The organism is Achromobacter aegrifaciens (assembly GCF_902859965.1).
GTDB lineage: Bacteria > Pseudomonadota > Gammaproteobacteria > Burkholderiales > Burkholderiaceae_B > Achromobacter > Achromobacter aegrifaciens.
Genome location: NZ_CADIKO010000003.1, coordinates 693529 through 709526 on the forward strand (window position 1 = coordinate 693529; position 15998 = coordinate 709526).

Sequence of the window (15998 nt, forward strand, 5' to 3'; positions counted from 1 at the left end):
TCATCCGTGAAGCGACGTGTCGTCATCACTGGCCTGGGTATCGTTTCTCCCGTCGGGAACGACTTGACCACCGCTTGGGACAATATCGTCAACGGACGTTCTGGCATCAGCCGCATCACCCGTTTCGATCCCTCGGCCATCACCACGCATATTGCCGGCGAAGTCAAAGACTTCGACATCAGCACCTATATCTCGGCCAAGGAAGCCCGCCAGATGGATACCTTCATCCATTACGGCCTGGCCGCCGGGATGCAGGCATGGCGCGACAGCGGCCTGGAAGTCACCGAAGCCAACGCGGAACGCATCGGCGTGATCGTGGGCTCGGGCATCGGCGGTCTGCCGCGCATCGAGGAAACGCAGGTTGAATACCTGGCCAAGGGTCCGCGCCGCATTTCGCCGTTCTTCGTGCCGGGTTCGCTGATCAACCTGATCTCCGGTCATTTGTCCATCGCATATGGCATGAAGGGCCCGAGCTACGCGGTCGTGTCGGCCTGCACCACCGGCCTGCATTGCATCGGCGACGCTGCGCGTCTGATCGAGTACGGCGATGCCGACGTCATGGTTGCCGGCGGCGCCGAGTCCACCGTGTCGCCGCTGGGCATCGGCGGTTTTGCCGCGATGCGCGCCTTGTCGACCCGCAATGACGATCCTCAGACGGCTTCGCGTCCCTGGGACCGCGATCGCGACGGCTTCGTACTGGGCGAGGGTGCGGGCGTACTGGTGCTGGAAGAGTACGAACACGCCAAGAAGCGCGGCGCGCGCATCTACGGCGAGTTCGTGGGCTACGGCATGAGTTCCGATGCGCACCACATCACGGCTCCAGACAAGGACGGTCCGCGTCGCGGCATCGTGAATGCGCTGCGCAACGGCGGCCTGAACCTCGAAGACGTGCAGTACGTCAACGCGCATGGCACCTCGACGCCCCTGGGCGACAAGAACGAAACCGACGCCTTGAAGCTGGCTTTCGGCGATCACGCCAAGAAGCTGGTGGTCAATTCGACCAAGTCCATGACCGGGCACCTGCTTGGCGCGGCCGGTGGCATCGAGGCGGTGTTCACCACCCTGGCGGTCTACAACCAGGTGTCGCCGCCCACGATCAACATCTTCAATCAAGATCCGGAATGCGATCTGGATTACTGCGCCAATGAGGCGCGGCAGATGAAGATCGATGTCGGCCTGTCCAACTCGTTCGGCTTCGGCGGCACCAACGGCTCGATGGCCGTTCGCCGGGTCTGATTTGGAAGAGGCGCTCGGGGAACGCTGGGCGTTTCGCGTGCCCGTCAGGCGGCCAGGAAGCGCCACGGCGCTTTTTGGCCTGGCGCTGGCCGCGGCTGGCGCCAGCGTGCTGACGGCGGCGTCCTGGCACGGCATGGCATGGGCAGCGGGCGCGGCGATTGCGCTCCTGCTTGTGCTGGCCGGGCTGTTACACTCGGCACGGAGCAGCCTGTCCCCCGTATCCGCGTTGCGCGCGGCAGCCGGGGCAGGGAGCTGGCAGGTACGCCTGCCGCAAGGCTGGCAGGACGCAAGGCTGTTGCGAGAACAGCGTGGTCCCCGCTGGCTGACGCTCACTTTGCAGCCCTTGTCCACCGGGAGTACGGCCTTTACCAACAGCACAATCACCCTCACCGTCTGGCAGCGGACGTTGCGCCCCGAGTCCTGGCGGCGCCTGTGCCTGCTGGCCGGCGCGGCGCGGCCTGCCCGTCCGGCGCCCAGCCTGCGGGAGGCGTCATGAGCGAGCGCGAAGTCGACGCCGAGCTTGTCGCGCGCGTCCAGCGGGGCGACAAGAAGGCTTTCGACCTGCTGGTGCTCAAGTACCAGCGCAAGATTCTCCGTCTGCTGGCCCGCATGATCCGCGACCCCGCGGAAATCGAGGACGTGGCCCAGGAGGCTTTCATCAAGGCCTACCGCGCCTTGCCCCAATTCCGTGGGGAGAGCGCCTTTTACACCTGGTTGTACCGGATCGCCATCAACACGGCGCGCAACTGGCTGGCCTCGCAGGGCCGGCGTCCCAGCGCGCCCAATGCGATAGAAACGGAAGACGGTGAAACTTTTAACGAAACCGACAACCTAACCGATATAAGCACGCCGGAATCCATGGTCGCCAGCCGCGAAATCGCCGAGACGGTGAACGCGGCTATTGAGGAATTGCCGGAAGAATTGCGTACCGCAATTGTCCTGCGTGAAATCGAAGGTATGAGTTACGAAGACATCGCCCAGAGCATGGATTGCCCGATAGGTACGGTGCGTTCCCGCATTTTTCGTGCGCGTGAAGCCATCGCCACCAAGTTGCGTCCGTTGCTAGGCACCGATGCCGAGCGTCGCTGGTAAGGAGTGGCAGTCATGCAAACAGCAGCCAAATCCGTTGTGATCGCCGAGTCCTCCTGGGAGGAGTCGGTTTCCGCCTGGATGGACGGAGAGGAATCCGACGACATCTTTCCCGGCTTGTTGTCCCGCGAGGGGCGCGAGACCTGGGACACCTATCATCTGATCGGTGATTCCCTGCGCAACGCCGATCTGGCGCTGACCCCCAGCGCGGCCTTCCAGGCCCGCCTGGCACGGGCGCTGGACGCGGAATTGCCCATTGTTGCGGCGCCTCGGCGCCGCTCGCCATTGCGGGTCGGCCTGTCCGGCCTGGCGGTGGCCGCTGCCGTGGCGACCGTCGCCTGGGTGGCGCAGCCTTACCTGACCGGCGAACCGGCGACCGAAGTCCGGGTACTGGCCGATGCCAGCTCGCCCGCCGCGGCTGCCGACGATTCGGGCTTGCGCGACTACCTGGAAGCGCATCGCCAGATGGCTGGCCCGAGCGCCGTGCGCCAGGTGTCCTTTGACACCGGGGTGGGGCGCTGATGGCGTTGGTGCTTCCATCGCGCTGGCCGGTGCTGGGCCGGGCCGCCACGCTGCAGGCCCACCGCGCCGGCTGGTTTGCCGCCACGCTTTTGACCGCTTTCCTGGCTGCGCACGAACCCGCGCGCGCGGCCGATGCCGCGCCTGCCGTCACCGATGACGTGGTCCAGCTGCTGACCCGCATCCAACAAGCCGCCCGCAAGCAGGACTACGCGGGCGTCTTCATGTACCAGCAGGGCGAAACGATCCAGTCCTCGCGCCTGGTGCACGTGGTGGACGGCACCGGTGAACGCGAACGCCTGGAAATCCTCGACGGCCAGCCCCGCGAGTACCTGCGTCACAACGAAGACGTGCAGTGTCTGCTGCCCGAGCGCAAGACCGTGTTGCTGGAGCGCCGCCGAGGCGACCGCTTCCCCGGTCTGCTGCTGGGCGACGCGGCCAACCTGTCCGAGCACTACAAGATCCACGCCGAGTCCGCGCTGCACCGCGTGGCCGGGCGCGAATGCCGCCTGATCACGATCGAGCCGCTGGACAAGCTGCGCTACGGCTACCGGCTGTGCGCGGACGTCGAAACCAATCTGCTGCTCAAGGCCCAGACGCTGAACGCCGCCCGCGGCGTGGTCGAGCAGGTGTCCTTCACCTCGCTGCGGCTGGGCTCGGAAGTCGATCCCCAGTTGCTGAGCTCGCGCTGGAGCACGCGCGACTGGAAGGTGCTGGAACCCTCGATGAAACCGGTGGATCTGGCTGCCCAGGGGTGGCGCATCCCGGCGCCCAAGGGCTTCAAGGCCGTCATGCAGGTGGCCCGTTCGATGGGGAAGGGCATTACGGTCAACCAGATGGTATTGTCCGACGGACTGGCGGCCATTTCCGTGTTCATCGAACCCTACGACAGCCAGCGCGGCCACCGTCCTCCCCACGGCGCCGCGCAGCGCGGGGCGATCACGGTCTATGGCACGCGCATCGCTGATTTCTGGCTGACCGCCGTGGGCGAAGTGCCCATCGCGACGCTGGAGCAGCTGGCGCAAGCCACTGAATATGTGCCCGCCGCGCCTGCGGCAGCAGCCCCCGGGGCCGAGTCCAAGTGATCGGCCGGGTGTGGCAAGCAGCAATTTCGGAGTAACACTTATGAAAGCAATGACAGTGTCGAATGCTTTTTTCCGGCGCTTTCTGGTGGCGGCCGCGGCCAGCGTCATGTTGGCCGGCGCCTATGTGCCTGCCGCCGTCGCCCAGGCGCCGACGGTGACGCTGCCTGATTTCACTAGCATTGTCGAAAAGGCCGACCCCGCGGTCGTCAACATCCGCACCACGGCCACGGTGCCGGTGCGCGGCATGGGCCCCGGCGGCGGCAATGATCCCTATGAACTGTTCCGCTGGTTCTTCGGCCCCGAATTCCAGCCGCCCGGCGGCGGCGCTCAGCCCGGCCCCTCGCCGCGTCAGCGTCCGCAGCCATCCCAGCCCGAAGAGCGCACCGTGCCGCGCGGCGTGGGTTCCGGCTTCTTCATTTCCGATGACGGCTACATCCTGACCAACAACCACGTGGTGGTGGACGCGACGGACATCTACGTTACGCTGACCGACGGCCGCGAGTTCAAGGCCAAGGTCATCGGCACGGACGAGCGCACCGACGTGGCGCTGATCAAGATCGAAGCCAAGGACATGACCCCGCTGGTGATCGGCGATCCCAAGAAGCTGAAGAAGGGGCAGTGGGTGCTGGCCATCGGTTCGCCGTTCGGCCTGGATTCCACCGTGACCTCCGGCATCGTCAGCGCCATCGGCCGCGATACCGGCGAATACCTGCCGTTTATCCAGACCGACGTGGCGGTCAACCCGGGCAACTCGGGCGGTCCGCTGATCAACCTGCAAGGCGAGGTGGTGGGCATCAATTCCCAGATCATTTCGCGCAGCGGCGGCTTCATGGGCATTTCGCTGGCCATTCCGATCGACGAAGCCATGCGCGTGGTGGACCAGTTGCGCGCTACCGGCAAGGTCACGCGCGGCCGCGTCGGCGTGCAGATCGGCGAAGTGGGCAAGGACGTGGCCGAAGCCATCGGCCTGCCCAAGGCCGAAGGCGCGCTGGTCAGCAGCGTGGAAGCCGATGGTCCTGCCGAGCAGGCAGGCGTGCAGCCGGGCGACGTGATCCTCAAGTTCAACGGCGAACCCATCAAGCGTTGGTCCGACCTGCCCCGCATCGTGGGCGAAACCAAGCCGGGCACGCGCGCCGACATGGAAGTGTGGCGCAAGGGCAAGAACCTGACGCTGACGGTCAAGGTGGGCGAGATCCCGACCGAGAAGGCCGCGGGCGCCAGCAAGAAGGGCGCGCCGCCAGTCCCGGAAGTCACCAATGCGCTGGGTCTGGGCGTGGTCGACGTGCCGGCCGACGTGCAGAAGAAGCTGCGCATCAAGGGCGGCGTCCAGGTCAAGGTGGCCGAAGGCGCTGCGGCCAAGGCCGGCCTGCAGGAAGGCGACATCGTGTTGGCCCTGAACGACACCGACGTCACGGGCGCCAAGCAGTTCGGCGAACTCGTGGCCAAGCTGGACAAGGGCCGCGCCGCAGGGTTGCTGGTGCGCCGCGGCGACCAGACGCAGTGGGTGGCGGTGCCGGCATCGAAGTAATGCCGGGCCCGTCTTCCGAGTCCGCAGAAAAAAGGCGCAAGACCGGCTAAAATGCCTGGTTGCCGCAAGAGGGGGCGCATGGCGCCCCCTTGTTTTGCCCGGGCCAGGCCCGTTGGCACCCTCCTCGTCAGCCGTGCGTATTCCGGCGGCGGTGTCTTCCGGCCCAGTGCCGAGTGTTCCGTCCCTTATAATTTCAAGCATGCAGCATATTCGCAACTTCTCCATCATTGCCCACATCGATCACGGCAAATCGACCCTGGCCGATCGCCTGATCCAGCGCTGCGGCGGATTGGCGGATCGCGAGATGTCGGCGCAGGTCCTCGATTCCATGGAAATCGAACGCGAGCGCGGCATCACCATCAAGGCCCAGACCGCGGCCCTGCACTACAAGGCGCAGGACGGCAAGGTCTACAACCTGAACCTGATCGACACCCCGGGGCACGTGGACTTCTCGTATGAAGTCAGCCGCTCCCTGTCGGCCTGCGAAGGCGCGCTGCTGGTGGTGGACGCTTCGCAGGGCGTGGAAGCGCAGACCGTGGCCAACTGCTACACCGCCATCGAGCTGGGCGTGGAAGTGCTGCCCGTGCTGAACAAGATGGACCTGCCGCAGGCTGATCCCGACAGCGCCCGCCAGGAAGTCGAGGATGTGATCGGCATCGACGCCTCGCAGGCGGTGCTGGCCAGCGCCAAGACCGGCATGGGCATCGACGAGATCCTGGAAATGGTCGTGGCCCGCGTGCCGCCGCCCAAGGGCGATCCCGACGCGCCGCTGCAGGCCCTCATCATCGATTCGTGGTTCGACAACTACGTGGGCGTGGTGATGCTGGTGCGCATCATCAACGGCGTGCTCAAGCCCAAGGACAAGATCCTGCTGATGGCGTCCGGCGCCACCCACCTTTGCGAGCAGACCGGCGTGTTCACGCCGAAGTCGCAACAGCGTCCGCATCTGTCGGCGGGCGAAGTGGGCTTCATCATCGCCGGCATCAAGCAGCTGGAAGACGCCAAGGTGGGCGATACCGTCACGTTGGCCAACAAGCCTGCAGCCGAACCGCTGCCCGGCTTCAAGGAAGTGAAGCCGCAGGTGTTCGCGGGCCTGTACCCCGTGGAAAGCTCCGAATACGACCAGCTGCGCGATTCGCTTGAAAAGCTCAAGCTGAACGACGCCGCGCTGATGTTCGAGCCGGAAGTGTCGCAGGCGCTGGGCTTCGGCTTCCGTTGCGGCTTCCTGGGTCTTTTGCACATGGAAATCGTGCAGGAGCGCCTGGAGCGCGAATTCGACATGGACATCATCACCACCGCGCCGTCGGTGGTGTACGAGGTCGAACAGCGCGACGGTTCCGTGATCACCGTGGAAAGCCCGTCGCGCATGCCGGAAATCGGCAAGATCGCCGACATCCGCGAACCCATCGTGAAGGTCACGCTGTTCATGCCGCAGGACTACGTGGGTCCTGTCATGACGCTGTGCAATAACAAGCGCGGCGTGCAGGTCAACATGAGCTACCACGGCCGCCAGGTGCACCTGGTGTACGAGATCCCGCTGGCCGAGATCGTGCTGGACTTCTTCGACAAGCTGAAGTCGGTGTCGCGCGGCTACGCTTCGATGGACTACGAGTTCCTGGAGTACCGCTCGGCCGACGTGGTGCGCGTGGACCTGCTGATCAACAACGACCGCGTCGACGCGCTGGCCGTGATCGTCCACCGCAGCAACGCGCGCCATCGCGCCCGCGACGTGGTCACGCGCATGCGCGGCCTGATTCCGCGCCAGATGTTCGACGTGGTGATCCAGGCCGCCATCGGCGCCGAAATCATCGCGCGTGAAAACGTCAAGGCGCTGCGCAAGAACGTGCTGGCCAAGTGCTACGGCGGCGACATCTCGCGCAAGAAGAAGCTGCTGGAAAAGCAGAAGGCCGGCAAGAAGCGCATGAAGCAGGTGGGTAGCGTGGAAATTCCGCAGGAGGCGTTCCTGGCCATCCTGCAAGTGGAAGACAAATAGAACCCGAAAAGGCGGTTAGCTGATGAGTTGGAACTTTGCCCTGATTCTTTTTGTTTTGCTGGTGTTGACCGGCATTATCTGGGTGCTTGATCTGGCAGTGCTGCGCAAGGGCCGCGAACGCCGGGCCCAGGCGGCAATGGCGCAATACGATACGGCCCTGGTCGGCGACGCCCAGGAAGCCGAGCGCCTGCGCCGCGAAGCCGGCGACGCCGCGCGCCGCATGCCGTGGTGGATCGAATACGCCGTCAGCTTTTTCCCCGTCATCCTGTTCGTGTTCATGCTGCGCTCGTTCGTGGTCGAGCCGTTCCGCATTCCGTCGGGCTCGATGCTGCCGACCCTGCAATCGGGCGATCTGATCCTGGTGAACAAGTTCAGCTACGGCCTGCGCCTGCCGGTCATCGACAAGAAGATCATCGAGGTGGGCAAGCCCCAGCGCGGCGACGTGTTCGTGTTCCGCTACCCCGTGGATCCGGACGTCGACTACATCAAGCGCGTGGTCGGCCTGCCGGGCGACGAGGTCGCCTACCTGGACAAAAAGCTCTACATCAACGGCGAATTGGTGCCGCATGAGCGCGACGGCGACTACTTCGAGCCGGATCGTGTGTCATATATTGCGCAATATAAAGAGAAGTTGGGCGACGTTGAGCACAAAATCCTGCTGGATGAGGGCAAGCCGCAGGAGTATGGCCCGATGTGGCAATTTCCCAACCGCCAGAACTGCCAATACAGCCGTAATGGGGTACGCTGCAAAGTACCCGAGGGGCAGTTTTTCGCCATGGGCGATAATCGGGATAACAGCGCCGACAGCCGATACTGGGGCTTCGTACCGGAAGCCAATATCGTCGGCCGCGCGTTCTTCATCTGGATGAATTTCAGCGATCTCAGCCGCATCGGCCGGTTCAACTGATTATGTCGCTAGCCACGCTAGAAAACCGCCTGGATCACCACTTCAGTGATTCGGCATTGCTCGAACAGGCGCTGACGCACCGCAGCCACGGTGCGCGCCACAACGAGCGCCTGGAATTCCTTGGGGATTCCGTGCTGAACTTTGTCGTTGCGGCGATGCTGTTCGAGCGTTATTCCAAAATCGACGAAGGCGATCTGTCGCGCCTGCGCGCCAATCTGGTCAAGCAGGCCTCGCTGGCGGATATCGCCCAGCGGCTGGAACTGTCGCAATACCTGCGTCTGGGCGAAGGCGAATTGAAGAGCGGCGGTTTCCGCCGGCCTTCCATCCTGGCGGACACGGTCGAAGCCCTGTTCGGCGCCGTGTTCCTGGACGCGGGTTTCGACGCCGCCCGTCGCGTGATCGTGCGCCAGTACCAGCCGGTGCTGGCTTCGGTCGATCCCAAGACCCTGGGCAAGGACGCCAAGACCTTGCTGCAGGAATTCCTGCAGGGCCGCAAGCTGGCGCTGCCGGTGTACACGGTGGTGGCCACGCATGGCGCGGCCCATAGCCAGCAGTTCGAAGTCGAGTGCGCCATTCCGGCGCTCGAGATCAAGGTGATGGCGCCCGGCGCCAGCCGCCGTGCCGCCGAGCAATCGGCGGCCAAGCTGGCGCTGGAGGCCGCGTTGGCCGTCAGCCCGGCGACCAAGGCTGCCCGCAAGTCGGGCAAGGCGCGCAAAACCGCGCAATTGTCGCTGCCGGTGGCAGTGGCTCAAGAGACTAAATGAGCGATACCCCTTTTCGTACCGGCTTCGTCGCCATCGTGGGCCGCCCCAACGTGGGCAAGTCCACCCTGACGAACGCCCTGATCGGTTCCAAGATTTCCATCGTGTCGCGCAAGGCGCAGACCACGCGCCACCGCATCCACGGTGTGTTGACGCGCGAGCACGAGCAGTTCGTATTCGTCGATACGCCGGGTTTCCAGACCCGCCATGGCGGCGCCATGAACCGCATGATGAACCGCGTGGTCACGCAGGCCCTGGCCGACGTGGACGTGGTGGTGCATGTGGTGGAAGCCGGCAAATGGTCCGAGGGCGACGCCAAGCTGCTGCCGCTTTTGCCCGCGCCGGAACGCACCATCCTGGTCGTCTCCAAGATCGACGCACTGAAGAACCGCGACGACCTGTTCGCCTTCGTGTCCAAGATCATGGCGCTGCATCCGTTCGGCGCCGTGGTGCCCGTCAGCGCCACCAAGAACCAGCAGCTGGATCAGCTGTTGCAAGAAATCGCGTCGCGCCTGCCGGAAGGCGAGCCGATGTTCGAGGAAGACACGCTGACCGACCGCCCCATGCGCTTCATCGCCGCCGAACTGGTGCGCGAGAAGATCTTCCGCCTGGTTGGCGACGAACTGCCTTACGGCTGTACCGTCGTCATCGAGCAATGGGAAGAAACCAGCAAGGGCGCCAGCATCAATGCCTGCGTGGTGGTCGAGCGCGACAGCCACAAGCCCATCCTGTTGGGCGCGGGCGGCATGCACATGAAGCGCATCGCCACGGAGGCGCGGCAGGACATCGCCAAGCTGCTGGACAAGCCGGTGCACCTGGAGGTCTACATCAAGGTGCGCAAGGGCTGGTCCGACCGCGAGGGTGCGCTCCGCGATCTGGGCTATGAGTAGACGGGCGCCTCGCGTCCAGGATCGCCCCGGATACATGTTGCACGCCACCGCGTGGCGTGAAACCTCCCTCATCGTTCAGACTTTCTCACGCGATCACGGCTGTGTGGCCATGGTCGCCAAGGGCGCGAAGCGCCCGTATTCCGTCCTGCGTCCCGTGTTGTCCGCGTTCCAGCCGCTGCTGCTGTCGTGGACCGGCAATGGCGAGGTCAAGACGCTGACGCGCGCCGAGATCGCGGGCATCCGGCCGCTGACCGGCACCGCGCTGATGTCGGCCTGGTATATGAACGAACTGCTGCTGCGGCTGCTGCCGCGCGAAGACGCCCATCCGCTGTTGTTCGACGCCTACGACTTCGCCTTGCAGCAGTTGTCCGGCGGCACCCGCGCCGCGGGCGCGCTGCGCCGCTTCGAATGGACGCTGCTGCGCGAAACCGGTTATGGCGTGGACGAGGATCCCCCCGATTTCGACGACCCGGCGATCGAGCCGGCCCTGCGCCGCGACCTGCGCGAACGGCTGGCCGAAATCCTGGCGGGCCGTCCCTTGTCGACCCGCCGCGTGTTGCTGGACCTGCAACGCATCTGAGCGCACCGCGATCCGGCCATGACCTTCACGCTCAAGCAGGTCGAGACCTTCCGCACCGTCTATGAAACGGAAAGCGTCACCGCCGCTGCCAGACGGCTGGACGTGTCGCCCGCCACCGTCAGCGCGACCCTGGCCGCGCTCGAAGCCAGCATCGAGCTGCGTCTGTTCGAGCGCGTACGCCAGCGCATGCAGCGCACGCCCGAGGCAACCCTGCTGTATGAAGAAATCCGCCGCCTGAACGTCGGGCTGGAAAGCCTGGGCCGCAAGATCCGCGCCATCCGCGGCGCGGCGCAGCCGCGGCTGCGCATCGGCTGCATCCATGCCTATAGCGGCGCCATCATCAGCGACACTATTGCTCGCTTTCGCGAGCGCTATCCTGATACCGGCCTGTATCTGCAGATCCGGGATTCCAATACCTTGCGCGACATGGTGGTGTCGGGCGAGCTGGACCTGGCAGCTGTGGCCGACGAATCCGAACTCGAAGGCTTGCGCGGCCACCGGCTGGCCAGTTTGCGCGCCGTGGCGGTTTTTCCCAAGGGGCATCCGCTGGCGCGGCTGGAGCAAGTGGATTTTTCGCACCTGGCCGACGCCGACGTGATCGCGCTGAACGCCGAGGACGGCTCGCGCAAGCGCCTGGACGCGCTGTTGGCGCAAGCGGGGCAGAGCCTGAAGGTGGCCATCGAGACGCCTTATTCCAGCACCGTGTGCCAACTGGCGCTGGCGGGGCATGGCGTGGGCATCGCCAACCCGGCCACGGCAGTCGGCATGGCGGCGGCGGGCCTGTGCTATCGCCCGCTGGCCGCGCCGGTGCATTTCGAATGCCACATGATCCTGCATGGCAGCCGCCCCTTGTCCGAGGCGGGCAAGTTCTGGGCGACCTGCCTGCGCGGCGCGTTGGCGCCGCTGGTGGAAAGCTTTGGCGTCTAGCGCGCCGAAGCCGGCCCCGGGGCGCTAGCCGCGGCGCCCGTCCGAGGTCACGATCAACACCACGGACGACTCCGCATCCAACAAGCCCGAGCGCCGCAGCCGCGACACGGCAGCCAGCGCCGCGGCCGATGACAGCTCGGTCGCCAGGCCAATGCGTTCCAGCCGCTGCTGCGCTTGCGCGGCCGCGGCGTCTGAGATCTCCACCGGCGTGCCGCCGGAACGCGCCAAGGCTTCCAGCGATTGCAGCGTGCTGGTGCTGCCCGCGATCGAATACTGGTCCGTCACGCCGTCCCATTGCTTGCGCGCGTCGCCCGTGGCGCGCGCGCGCGACAGGCGGGCGTACGGCTCCACCGCATGCAGGCGCGGCAAACGCGCGATGCGGCCGGTTTGCAGCAGATGCTGCCAACCCAGGAAGATGCCCCACAGCAGATCGCCGCGCGCGGTGGGCACCACGATGTCGCTGGGCACGCCGCAGCTTTCCAGGATCTCCTGCGCGATGGGCTTGTAGCCTTCCACGCCGTAGGGGTGGGTGCCCACGGGCGGATTCAGATAGTTCGTGCCGGCGAAGGCGCCGTGGTTGCGACACAGGTCCTCGACATGGGGCCAGCGGCTCAGGCTGTCCTCGAAGGCGGTCAGCCGGGCGCCGAAGCGCTGCATGGCCTCGCGCTGCAAGGGTGGGCAGTTGGTGGTGATGGCGATGTCGGCTTCCAGCCGCGCGGCGGCGCAATAGGCGGCCAGCGAGACGCCGGCATTGCCGCTGGAGGCGGCCGCCACGCGGGTGGCGCCGGCCAGGCGCGCGCGCGACACCAGTTGGGCCGCCATGCGGTCCTTGTGGCTGCCGGTGGGGTTGGCGCTTTCGCATTTCAACCAGAGTTGGCCCACGCCTTCGGTCTGCGCCAGCGCGGGCGCGGCGAGGCAGGGAGTGGCGCCTTCGCCCAGCGTGACGGCGTCCAGCACCGGCAGGGGCATGGCGCCGTCGGCCGAGGGTTCGTACAGGCATTCCAGGCTGGCGGGGTGGCCGGCTTCCAGGCAGCTGGGGCAGCCTTCGGGGTAATCGGCCGGCGGCCACAGGCTGGCGCAACGGATGCAGCGCAGGCCGGACAAGCTAGGGTTCATCTGCATGGGTCAATACTTCGAGGCAAGGGAATCGAGGGGAAGGGCGGGCGCGACTTGCAGCAGGCAATCGCCGTCGTCGCTGCGGGCGATGGCGCGCAGGCACACGACAGTGCCGGCCTGCGGACTGGTCAGCGCGCGCGGCGCCATGTCGGGTCGGGCGGGTTCCAGCAGTTGGCCGATGCGCTGGCGCGCATTGACCAGTTGTCCCAGTTCGACAGCGGGCACGAACGCGCCAGCCTCGCTGGCGCGCAGGGTGGCGGCGGGAGCGTCCAGGTCATAGAGGCGGACCTCGGGGCGGCGCGCGGGCGGGCGGTCGGGCAGGAGGCCGAGCTCGCCCAGGCAGCCCAGCAGGCCGTCGCGGCAGCGGTCGACCAGCGCCTGGCTGGTTTCGCGGCCGCCCCCGATCTCGGCGCTCAGGCGCAGCACCCCATGGCGGCTGGCGGCGGCCGGCATGGAGCCGGACTCCGTGCCGCGGAAGTACATGCAATCGGGCAGCCCGAAGGCTCGCGCCAGGGCGGGCAGGCGTTCGTCGTAGGCGTCGTCGCCGTAGCGCGTGATGACCGACGAGGGCAGGTAGCGCAGCGACGCGCCGCCGCTGTGCACGTCCACCAGCGCCTGTATGCGCGGCAGCAGCCGGGCTTCCAGCGCGGCGGCCACGCTTTCCGTGTAGCCGCGCGCGGGGGCGCCCAGGAAAGCGCGGTTGAGGTTGCCGCCGTCGGACGGCGACAGGCGCGTGCCCGCCAGCGAGGCCTCGGCGTTGGCCGCGGGCAGCAGGTAGACCGTGCCGCGTTGCAGGATGCCGGGCAGCAGGCGCCACAGCTCCAGGATGGCGGCCTGGCCTTCCCATTCGTCGCCATGCACGCCCGCCATCAAGGCAACGGCGGGGCCAGGCCCCGCCTCGATCCGCAGCATCGGTATGGTGACGCGCCGGTAGGCCGACGCGTTGGTCGCCGCGGCGCAGGAAAAGTCCTCGCGGCTTACCGTGGCCATGCGGCGGCTCCTGCTGATGTGACGATCCGGTTCAATCCAGCGTCGTGCCGGCGGCCTTGATGATGCCTTCCCATTTGGGCAGCTCCTTGCGTATCTGGTTCTGTATGTCCTGCGGCGTGCCACCCAGCGGTTCCTGGGAGCGGCTGCGCAGTTCCTTGCTGACGCCGTCCGAGCGCAGCGCAGCGTTCATTGCCGCGTTCAGCCGCGCGATGACCTCGGGCGGGGTGCCGGCGGGCGCGACCAGCGCGCTCCAGGCCGATTGCTCGTAGTCGGGATACCCTTGCTCCGCCACCGTCGGCACGTCCGGATTGGAGGCGGCGCGGGTCTTGGTCGTGACCGCCAGCGCGCGCAAGCGGCCATCCTTCAGGTTGCCGATCAGTGGCGGCAGGTTTTCCATCATGGAATCGACATGGCCGCCCAGCAGGTCGGACAACTGCGCGGCCGTGGCCTTGTACGGGATCTGGCGCACGGCGGCGCCGGTCTGGGCGATGAAGAGCTTGACCCCGACCTCGCTGGTGGTGCCCGGGTCGGCGGAGGTCATCGTCAGGCGCTCCGGCTGGGCGCGGCTGGCCTCGATGAACCCCTTCAGGTCGCGATAGGGCGAGGACGCGTTCACCACGATGACGTTGGGCGTTTCGGCCACCAGCCCGATGGCGGCGATGTCGCGGTCCAGGTCGTAGAGCTGCTGCTTGAACAGGAACCGGTGCAGCACCAGCGTGCCGACGTGGGCATAGCCGATGGTGTAGCCGTCGGCCGGCGCGCGCGCCACGGCCTGGGTGCCGATACGGCCGCCCGCGCCGACGCGGTTCTCCACGACCACGGGCTGGCCCAGCTGGCGGCTCATTTCCTGGCCCACCAGGCGCGCGGTGATGTCGGCGTTGCCGCCCGCTGCGGCCGGCACGATCAGGGTGATGGCGCGTTCCGGATAGGCGGCCAGCGCGGCGGGCGCGGCCAGGCTTAGCAACACGGCGGCAAGACAGGCGGTGCGTTTCATGACGTTTCCCCAGGCATTGAGAGCTGCGCCATTGTGCGGTCGCGGCCTGGGGAATACGTTTGGTTCAATGAGATGGATGTTCAATAAAACCTAAGACCTGTCCGCATTGCGCCGGTCGGCGGTCCGTCCCAGCCCGTGGCCCACGGCGGCGGCCGCCAGCGCGCACAGGGCGCCCAGCGCGGCGATCAGCGCCGGGCCGTAGCCCAGCATGTCCACGCCCGCCTTGACCCAGCCGCTGGCCGCATCGCCCGCGCGGTAGACCACGGTGTCGATGACGTTCTTGGTCTTGTACTTGTCTTCGGGCGAGACTGCGGTGAACAGCATTTCGCGCCCCGGCCGGATCAGCGCGTACTCGCCGACCCGGCGCACGATCATGGCCGCGGCCAGCACGCCGAAGACGGGAAAGGCCGCCAGCGCCAGGAAAGCGGCCGTCATCGTCAGCGGCACGGCGGTCAGCAGGAAGCGCAGCCCCAGACGCGTGGCCACGCGTCCGGTGATGAAGAGCTGCGACAGCAGCGACAGCGCCTGCACCGTGAAGTCCAGCGCGCTGAAGACCCGGATGCGCTGGGCCGTGTCGGTAAAGGCATGCGCCACCAGCCGCGCCTGCTCCATGTAGAGAAACGTGTTGAGCGTGGCCAGCAGGATCACAAGCAGCGAAATCCCCAGCAGGTAAGGTGACTGGAAGATGCGCGAGAGGCCGGCCAGGATCGAACCTTCCAGCGGTCGGCGCATGTCGTCCGAGGCCGCATCATCGCGGTGGGCCGCGCGCCAGCGCAGCAGCCAGCGCTTGAGGGGCAGGGTGGCGGTCAACAGCAGCGCCGACAGCAGCAACAGGCCGGCCGGACCGAGCGCGCCGGCCAGCAGGCCGCCCAACAGCGGGCCTGCCAGCCCGCCGGCGCTGGCGCCCGCGGCAATCAGCGCGAACAGGCGCTTGGCGGACTCCATGCGGAATACGTCGGCCATCAGGCTCCAGGCGATGGAGACGACGAACAGGTTGAAGACCGACAGCCAGACGTAGAAGCTGCGCGCCGCCCAGACGCTGCCGGGGCGCAGATGGAGCAGGGCGGCGAAGCCGGCCATGCTGAGCGCGAAGGCGGCATAGACCCAGGTCACCAGCATGGCGCGCGGCACGCGCGCCGACAGCCAGCCGAACAGCGGCACCACGGCCAGCATGGCGATGAAGGTCGCGGTGAACAGCCATTGCAGCTGGTCGACGCCCGCCTGGATGCCCATGGTCTCGCGTATCGGCCGCAGCATGAAATAGCCGCAGAACAGAAAGAAGAAAAACGCGAAGCCGCAGGCTGCCGGCGCCAGTTCTTCCTGCGGAATGCCCAAGGCCTGCGCGGCGCGGCCTGGCAAGCTGCCGGGGGCGGACGCCATGGC

The 15998-nt window shown here is 66.6% G+C and carries 15 protein-coding genes; 11 read left to right on the forward strand and 4 right to left on the reverse strand.

Annotated features, from left to right (window positions below; genetic code table 11):
• The first annotated feature begins 6 nt into the window (after positions 1-6).
• From fabF to HV793_RS22270, 11 genes are all read left to right on the forward strand, one after another.
• Positions 7-1236 (forward strand): beta-ketoacyl-ACP synthase II, encoded by a 1230-nt coding sequence (fabF, locus tag HV793_RS22220; protein ID WP_054450616.1) that lies wholly within the window; start codon positions 7-9, stop codon positions 1234-1236.
• Positions 1237-1728: 492 nt separating this feature from the next.
• Positions 1729-2328, forward strand: coding sequence for an RNA polymerase sigma factor RpoE (gene rpoE, locus HV793_RS22225; protein WP_006389292.1), 600 nt, complete (start codon positions 1729-1731; stop codon positions 2326-2328).
• Between the two features lie 12 nt (positions 2329-2340).
• On the forward strand, positions 2341-2847 hold the full coding sequence (locus HV793_RS22230) for a sigma-E factor negative regulatory protein (RefSeq protein WP_054450617.1): 507 nt from the start codon (positions 2341-2343) through the stop codon (positions 2845-2847).
• Positions 2847-3929, forward strand: a complete 1083-nt coding sequence (locus tag HV793_RS22235) for a MucB/RseB C-terminal domain-containing protein (RefSeq protein ID WP_054450619.1) — start codon at positions 2847-2849, stop codon at positions 3927-3929. Before HV793_RS22230 ends, HV793_RS22235 begins: the two co-directional genes overlap by 1 nt.
• A 40-nt stretch (positions 3930-3969) precedes the next feature.
• Positions 3970-5457, forward strand: coding sequence for a DegQ family serine endoprotease (locus HV793_RS22240; protein WP_054450621.1), 1488 nt, complete (start codon positions 3970-3972; stop codon positions 5455-5457).
• Between the two features lie 199 nt (positions 5458-5656).
• Positions 5657-7450 carry a translation elongation factor 4 gene (gene lepA / locus HV793_RS22245; protein ID WP_054450623.1) on the forward strand — a complete coding sequence of 598 codons (1794 nt, stop codon included), beginning with the start codon at positions 5657-5659 and terminating at the stop codon, positions 7448-7450.
• Between the two features lie 22 nt (positions 7451-7472).
• Entirely contained in the window at positions 7473-8357 is an 885-nt protein-coding gene (gene lepB, locus HV793_RS22250; RefSeq protein WP_054450625.1) for a signal peptidase I, read from the forward strand.
• Between the two features lie 2 nt (positions 8358-8359).
• Complete coding sequence (gene rnc / locus HV793_RS22255) at positions 8360-9121, forward strand: ribonuclease III (RefSeq protein WP_054450627.1); 762 nt, start codon at positions 8360-8362, stop codon at positions 9119-9121.
• A complete protein-coding gene (gene era / locus HV793_RS22260; protein WP_054450629.1) occupies positions 9118-10008 on the forward strand; it encodes a GTPase Era in 891 nt (296 codons plus the stop codon). The genes rnc and era overlap by 4 nt, the downstream gene beginning before the upstream one ends.
• Complete coding sequence (recO, locus tag HV793_RS22265; RefSeq protein ID WP_054450631.1) at positions 10001-10588, forward strand: DNA repair protein RecO; 588 nt, start codon at positions 10001-10003, stop codon at positions 10586-10588. The genes era and recO overlap by 8 nt, the downstream gene beginning before the upstream one ends.
• A gap of 18 nt (positions 10589-10606) precedes the next feature.
• Positions 10607-11515, forward strand: a complete 909-nt coding sequence (locus HV793_RS22270; RefSeq protein WP_054450632.1) for a LysR family transcriptional regulator — start codon at positions 10607-10609, stop codon at positions 11513-11515.
• Positions 11516-11539: 24 nt separating this feature from the next.
• On the opposite strand, the gene HV793_RS22275 is transcribed toward HV793_RS22270, so the two are convergent.
• The 4 genes from HV793_RS22275 to HV793_RS22290 form a co-directional block, all read right to left on the reverse strand.
• On the reverse strand, positions 11540-12637 hold the full coding sequence (locus HV793_RS22275) for a pyridoxal-phosphate dependent enzyme (protein ID WP_175213951.1): 1098 nt from the start codon (positions 12635-12637) through the stop codon (positions 11540-11542).
• A gap of 3 nt (positions 12638-12640) precedes the next feature.
• Positions 12641-13621 (reverse strand): M14 family metallopeptidase, encoded by a 981-nt coding sequence (locus tag HV793_RS22280; protein WP_175213952.1) that lies wholly within the window; start codon positions 13619-13621, stop codon positions 12641-12643.
• A 31-nt stretch (positions 13622-13652) separates the two neighbouring features.
• The gene (locus tag HV793_RS22285; protein WP_175213953.1) at positions 13653-14615 is read right to left on the reverse strand and encodes a Bug family tripartite tricarboxylate transporter substrate binding protein; all 963 of its coding nucleotides are present in this window, start codon (positions 14613-14615) and stop codon (positions 13653-13655) included.
• Positions 14616-14705: 90 nt separating this feature from the next.
• Positions 14706-15995, reverse strand: coding sequence for an NTP/NDP exchange transporter (locus HV793_RS22290; protein WP_175213954.1), 1290 nt, complete (start codon positions 15993-15995; stop codon positions 14706-14708).
• Positions 15996-15998 lie beyond the last annotated feature (3 nt).